Here is a 6,400-nt window from a genome sequence, read left to right on the forward strand (position 1 = left end):
GCTTGATGGCGGCAACGCGCTTCAGCGCGCGCTCCATGAAGCGGTCGTAGATGGATTCCTGGATCAGCGCGCGCGACGGGCAGGTGCACACCTCGCCCTGGTTCAGCGCGAACATGGCGAAGCCTTCGAGCGCCTTGTCGAAGAAGGCGTCGTCCTTGTCCATCACGTCGGCGAAGAAGATGTTGGGCGACTTGCCGCCCAGCTCCAGCGTGACCGGAATCAGGTTCTGGCTCGCGTACTGCGAGATCAGCCGGCCGGTGGTGGTCTCGCCGGTGAAGGCGATCTTGCCGATGCGGTTGCTCGACGCCAGCGGCTTGCCCGCTTCCACGCCGAAGCCGTTCACCACATTCACCACGCCCGGCGGCAGCAGGTCGCCGATGAGTTCCATCAGCACCAGGATAGAGACCGGTGTCTGCTCGGCCGGCTTGATCACCACGCAGTTACCGGCCGCCAGCGCGGGCGCCAGCTTCCAGACCGCCATCAGGATCGGGAAATTCCACGGAATGATCTGCCCGACCACGCCGATGGGCTCGTGGAAGTGGTACGCGAAGGTTTCATGGTCAATCTCGCTGATGCCGCCCTCCTGCGCACGGATGCACGAGGCGAAATAGCGGAAGTGGTCGGCTGCCAGCGGCAGGTCGGCCGCCATGGTCTCGCGGATCGGCTTGCCGTTGTCCCAGGTCTCGGCGGCGGCCAGCATGGGCAGGTTCTCCTGGATGCGGTCGGCGATCCTGTTCAGGATGTTGGCGCGCTCGGTGGCCGAGGTGCGGCCCCAGGCCCCCTTGGCCTTGTGAGCGGCGTCCAGCGCGCGGTCGATGTCGGCCGCAGTAGAGCGCGGCACCTCGCAGAAGACCTTGCCGGTGACGGGCGTGATGTTCTCGAAATACTGGTTGTCCACCGGCGCGACCCATTCGCCGCCGATGTAGTTGCCGTAGCGCTTCTTGAACGGCACCGCGGTACCGAATTTGCCCGGTTCGAGCATGTCCATGTCTTTGTCTCCATGTGCAGGGTGGTGGCGCCGCGACATGCGGCGGCCCGCATGGACAACCGCAAGCCGCGTACCCGGCCGGATCAGGGCATTCCCTGAGAACTTCCGCCCGGCAAGCGCAGGTTGCAGCGGGTTTTCATTCGCAATCTGCGACATGTTCGCGCGAACATAGCGACTAGGATGTCGCACAAGGCGAAAACCCATCGGAGACATGCATGAGTGCTGAAGCGCAGTTGCCGTCGATCGCAGTGGCACAGGCCCGGGAGCTCTTCTTCGGGCAGGGCCGCGACCCCGCGCCGTGGATCGCGCCGCACATCTCGCGCTCGTGGCAGCGCAGCCGCCCGGTCGACCATCACGCCATCGACCCCGAGCCGATGGCGCTGGCCTTGCTCAGCGAACGGCGCGAGCAGGCCATGCGCCTGCTGAACTGCGCGCAGCCCGAGCTCGACGGCCTGGCCGAACATGCGATCGGCAACGGCTGCGTGGTGATCCTGTCGGACGCCAGCGGGCTGATCCTCGAGGAGATCGGCAGCGCCGACTTCCTGCCCAAGGCCCAGCGCATCGCGTTGCAGCCCGGCGTGGAATGGTCGGAGCACAACCGGGGCACCAACGCCATCGGCACGGCACTGGCGGAACGCGAAGCGCTGATGGTGCTCGGCGGCGAGCACTACCTGGCCCAGAACGGCGCGCTCGGCTGCGCGGCGGCGCCCATCTTCACCGGCCGCGGCGAACTGGCCGGCGCGCTCGACATCTCGGGCGAAACGGTGCGCGTGAACACGCATGCGCTGGGGCTGGTGCGCATGGCGGCCCAGCAGGTCGAGCACCGCATGCTGCTGGCCGAGGCCGGCGGCCACGTGTTGCGCTTCCACTCACGGCCAGCACTCATCGGCACCGCGCGCGAAGGGCTGATGGTGATCGAGGGCGGGCGCATCGCCGCCGCCAACCGCGTCGCGCTCGAACTCTTCGGCCACTCCTGGGAGAGCCTGCTCGACCTGGACGCCGAGGCCTTCCTGGGCGCGAACTGGCCGCGCATGGAACACCGGCGCGGCCTGCTGACGCTGCCGGGCGGACGGCAGATCGCGACGGTGATGGAGCGTTCGAACACGCCGGGCACCACTCGCCCGGCCCAGAGGCGCAGCGTGCCGACCCAGGGCGCTGCCGAGGCGGACGACATACAACCGTTGCTGCACAAGGCGGTGCGCGTGCTGAACGAAGGCGTGCCTGTGCTGGTCAATGGTGAAACCGGCAGCGGCAAGGAGGTGTTCTCGCGCCGGCTGCATGCCGCCAGCCGGCGCAGCGCGGGGCCCTTCGTCGCGGTGGATTGCGCCTCGCTGCCCGAGACGCTGATCGAATCGGAGCTGTTCGGCTACGAGCAGGGAGCCTTCACCGGCGCGAAGCGCAAGGGCATGGCGGGCCGTATCCGCGAGGCCCACGGCGGCGTGCTGTTCCTCGACGAGATCGCGGAGATACCGCTGGCCCTGCAGACGCGCCTGCTGCGCGTGCTCGAGGAACGCGTGGTCACGCCGCTGGGTGGTGGCCAGGGCGTGGCCGTCGACTTCGACCTGGTCTGCGCCACGCACGGCCACCTGCCGTCGCTGGTGGAGGCCGGACGTTTTCGCGCCGACCTGATGTACCGGGTGGCCGGTTTCACCGTCGCGCTGCCGCCGTTGAGGCTGCGCGACGATCGGCGTGCGCTGATCTCGCGGCTGTTCCTTGAGGCAGGCGGCGCGGCGAAGCACCTGCGGCTGGAGAGCGATGCGCTCGAGGCACTGGCGGCCTGGCGCTGGCCGGGCAATGTACGGGAGTTGCGCAGCACGCTGCGCTCCGTCGTGGCCCTGGCCGATGCAGGCGACTCCGTGACGGCTGCCGGGTTGCCTGCGCACCTGCTGGACAGCCAGTCCCCGCAGCCCGAGCAGGCTCCTCCGTACGCCACACCGCAAGCCGAGCCCCTGGTCGCCATCACGCGCCACGCCATCGACGAGGCACTGAAGGTCAGCGACCACGACGTGGCGAAGGCCGCACGCAGGCTGGGCGTCCATCGCAGCACCATCTACCGCCATCTCGCACGCCAGCGCGACAAGCCTGCCGGGCACTGACCAAGGGGCAACAGGCCTGCCTCGGGCGGCGTTTCGCTATGTTTTCTAAAATATAGCGAAGCACCTTCCGAACACCCGCCCGAAAACCCCCTTCATGGTCATCCCGCAACTCCGCTGCCTTGTCGCACTGGGCGAGGAACAGCACTTCGGCCGCGCCGCCCAGGCCAGCCAGGTATCGCAACCCGAACTGCTCGACGCGATCCGCGCGCTGGAGCAGGAGTACGGACACCCGCTGGTCAGGCCCGGCGCCGTTTTCGGGGGCTTCACGTCGCAGGGCGAACTGGTGCTGGAGTGGGCGCGCAGCTTCCTGCAACACAGCGAGACCCTGCACCATGACCTCCAGACTTCTCGCGAGGAAAGTGCCCTCGCCCCGCTGCTGGAACGCCGCTCCGTCTCCCCCAAGCGCCTGCGCCCCCCGGGGCCAGGACCCGAGCACATCGACCTGATCCTGCAGGCCGCGCTGCGCGCGCCCGATCACGGCGGGCTGCATCCCTGGCGCGTGGTGGAGTTCCGCGAGGCGCAGCGCGCCGCGCTGGCCGACCGCTTCGAGGCGGAAAAGCGCCGTCGCGATCCGCTGGCCTCGCCCGCCGACCTGCGCAAGGCGCGCGAGCATGCGACGCGGCCACCGGTGCTGCTGGCCTTCGTCGTGGTTCCGCGTCCCCGCAGCAAGGTGCCGGCCCGCGAGCAATGGCTGTCGGCGGGCGCGGCCTTGGGCAACCTGCTCAACGCAGCACACCAGCTCGGCTTCGGCGCCATCGTGCTCAGCGGCGAACGCTGCTTCGACCCGGTGCTGGGCGCCGAGCTGGGCATCGGCCCCGACGAATTCCTCGCCGGCTTCGTGAGCCTGGGCAGCGTGGTCGAGGCCCCACCGCCGCGCAGCCATGTGCTGCCGGGCCAGGTGTGGTCCGCCTGGATACCACCGCCCGCATCCCTGGACCATCCCACGCGGCAGCCTTCCGAATCCTTGAACCTCAACCTGGACATTGCCAATGACAAGACCTGAAACCGGACGCACCGAAGCCACCGGAGCCAAGTTCTCGCTGAAATCGATGCAGACCGCGCGGGCGCTCTCGCAGCTCGCGGTGCGCCGCATCGCCTCGGGCATGCGCCCCGGCATGACGCACTCGCAGGCGCACGACCTGGCGATGGCCACGCTGCAGAAGCTGGAGATGGAGCGCAACTGGCACCCCATCGTCATCCGCTTCGGCGAGGACACGCTCAAGACCTTCAGGGAGCAGTCCGACCCCGCGCGCGTGCTCGGCGAGCAGGACATCTTCTTCGTCGACATCGGCCCCGTCTGGGAAGGCCACGAGGGCGATGCCGGCGATACCTTCGTGACCGGCGACGATCCGCAGATGCAGGCCTGCGCCGAGGCCGCGCGCACGCTGTGGCACGAGGTGGCCGACCGCTGGCACGCCGACCGGCTCAGCGGCCAGGCGCTCTACGCCTGGGCGGCCGAGCGCGCCGAAGCCATGGGCTGGCGCCTCAATCTCGACATCAAGGGCCACCGCGTCTGCGACTTTCCGCATGCGATCTACCAGGCCGGCCGGCTCGGCGACTTCGGCCTCTGCCCGGCGACCGGCATCTGGATCCTGGAGATCCAGATCGCGCATCCCACCCGCCCCTTCGGCGCCTTCTACGAAGACCTGCTGATGGAGGACGACGCCCCGGCCGACAATGGCGCGGCCGCCACCGCCGAACTCGTGGCGGGCTGAACAGGGAACCCATGAAAGACGAAGCCACCGAGCAACTTTTCTCTTACGGCACGCTGCAGCTGCCCGCCGTGCAGGTCGCCACCTTCGGGCGCCTGCTCGACGGACATCCCGACCGCCTGCCGGGCTATCGGCTCGAACAGCTCGCCATCCGCGACGCAGCCGTGGTCGCTACCAGCGGAAAGACCCATCACCCCATCGTCTCGCCCAGCGCCACGCCGGGCGACGGCGTCGACGGCGCGGTCTTCGCCATCACGCCCGCGGAGCTGGCGCATGCCGACGCCTACGAGGTGGACGACTACCGCCGCGACCGCGTCGTGCTGGCGTCGGGCGTGCGGGCCTGGGCCTACGTCGATGCGCGCCATGCGCCGCGCGACGTAACCAAAGACTGACTTGCCCCGGGGTGCCGGAGCGGCCAGACTTTGTGCTGGCGCAGCTCCAGCATTCATGACCACCAGCAAATCCGTACGCCGGCTGTCGGCAGTCCCGTCCACCTTGCGGATTCCCCTGGCCGCGCGGGCCTCGGGCGACGCGATGTTCCCGCAGATGGCCGTGCGCGACGCGTACGCGGCGGGCATCCTCGAGCAGATCCGCGACGACGGCCATGCGCTGCCGGAAGATCGGGCCACCATCTACAGCATCCTCTCGCGCACGCGGCGCTTCCGCAGCCTGGCGCAGGACTTCCTCAAGCTGCACCCCGGCGCGCGCGTGGTGAACATGGGCTGCGGCCTGAGCCACTACTTCCAGTGGCTGGACGACGACAAGTCGCGCATGACCGATGCCGACCTGCCCGAGGTGCTCGAGTTGCGCCGCCAGCTGATCCCCGAGACCAACGAGCGCCACGACGTGCGCGAACTCGACCTCACTTCCCCCGGCTGGTGGGAGCAGCTGGGCCTGCCGCGCAAGCGCAATGCCCAGCCGGTGTTCCTGTTCACGGAGGGCGTGCTGATGTACCTGGAGCCCGCGCAGGTGCAGGCGGTGCTCGCCACCTTCGGCGAGCGCGCGCCCGCCGGCTCGGTACTGGCCTTCGACGCCATGTGCTGGCTCGCGGTGGGACGCGGCAAGCAGCACCCCTCCGTGCGAGTGACCGGCGCCGAGTTCAAGTGGGGCATCCGCCGCGCAGCCGAACTGACGCAGCCCCATCCGCGCCTGCAGTTGAGCGGCACCTACCGCGTGCTGGAGGGCATCGGCCTGCCCTACACGCTGTTCGCACCGATGGTCATGCTGTTTCTCGGCGTGCCGCTGTATGCGCTCTACGCGCTGAAGGCGACGGACGAAGCCGCCGATACATAAACGCACAATTTTCCGGCGATCGCGTCGATTGACGGCTTTGTCCGGCGTACGCCGCGCGGATTGGCTGACGCTGCGGCGAACCGGGCCGGGGCAAGCTCGGGGATGTTCCCGGCCGTGGAGCGGAGAATGCTCTATCGTTTCCGCTTCCCCTTCTTTCCCCTTTCTCTTCTCTCTTCTTCCGAAGATTCGCAACCCTCAAGAACCACATGCTTGATCGCCGATCCTTCCTTGCCGCCGGTGGTGCCGCCGCCGCACTCGCCGCCCTCGGACTGCCCGAAGAGGCGCTGGCCGCCAATGGCCTGCAACTGAGC

Annotated in this window: 6 protein-coding genes and 1 pseudogene; 6 read left to right on the plus strand and 1 reads right to left on the minus strand. The window is 68.8% G+C overall.

The features are described 5' to 3' along the window. Positions 1 to 988, minus strand: a pseudogene (gene adh, locus ACT6S0_RS25675) (aldehyde dehydrogenase); the annotation flags it as partial. Between the two features lie 215 nt (positions 989 to 1,203). Here adh and ACT6S0_RS25680 point away from each other — a divergent pair. The 6 genes from ACT6S0_RS25680 to ACT6S0_RS25705 form a co-directional block, all read left to right on the plus strand. Beyond that, complete coding sequence (locus tag ACT6S0_RS25680; RefSeq protein ID WP_444766571.1) at positions 1,204 to 3,084, plus strand: sigma-54-dependent Fis family transcriptional regulator; 1,881 nt, start codon at positions 1,204 to 1,206, stop codon at positions 3,082 to 3,084. Between the two features lie 94 nt (positions 3,085 to 3,178). Beyond that, positions 3,179 to 4,087 carry a nitroreductase family protein gene (locus ACT6S0_RS25685; protein WP_444766572.1) on the plus strand — a complete coding sequence of 303 codons (909 nt, stop codon included), beginning with the start codon at positions 3,179 to 3,181 and terminating at the stop codon, positions 4,085 to 4,087. Then, a complete protein-coding gene (locus tag ACT6S0_RS25690) occupies positions 4,074 to 4,799 on the plus strand; it encodes a M24 family metallopeptidase (protein ID WP_444766573.1) in 726 nt (241 codons plus the stop codon). Before ACT6S0_RS25685 ends, ACT6S0_RS25690 begins: the two co-directional genes overlap by 14 nt. 11 nt (positions 4,800 to 4,810) lie before the next feature. Further along, entirely contained in the window at positions 4,811 to 5,188 is a 378-nt protein-coding gene (locus ACT6S0_RS25695) for a gamma-glutamylcyclotransferase family protein (protein ID WP_444766574.1), read from the plus strand. Positions 5,189 to 5,243: 55 nt separating this feature from the next. Then, positions 5,244 to 6,089, plus strand: coding sequence for a class I SAM-dependent methyltransferase (locus ACT6S0_RS25700; protein ID WP_444766575.1), 846 nt, complete (start codon positions 5,244 to 5,246; stop codon positions 6,087 to 6,089). A gap of 206 nt (positions 6,090 to 6,295) precedes the next feature. Continuing rightward, positions 6,296 to 6,400 (plus strand): twin-arginine translocation signal domain-containing protein (locus ACT6S0_RS25705; RefSeq protein ID WP_444766576.1); only part of this gene is annotated, 105 nt, incomplete at its 3' end.

The sequence above is a fragment of the Roseateles sp. genome, assembly GCF_052436255.1.
Classification (GTDB): domain Bacteria; phylum Pseudomonadota; class Gammaproteobacteria; order Burkholderiales; family Burkholderiaceae_C; genus Pelomonas.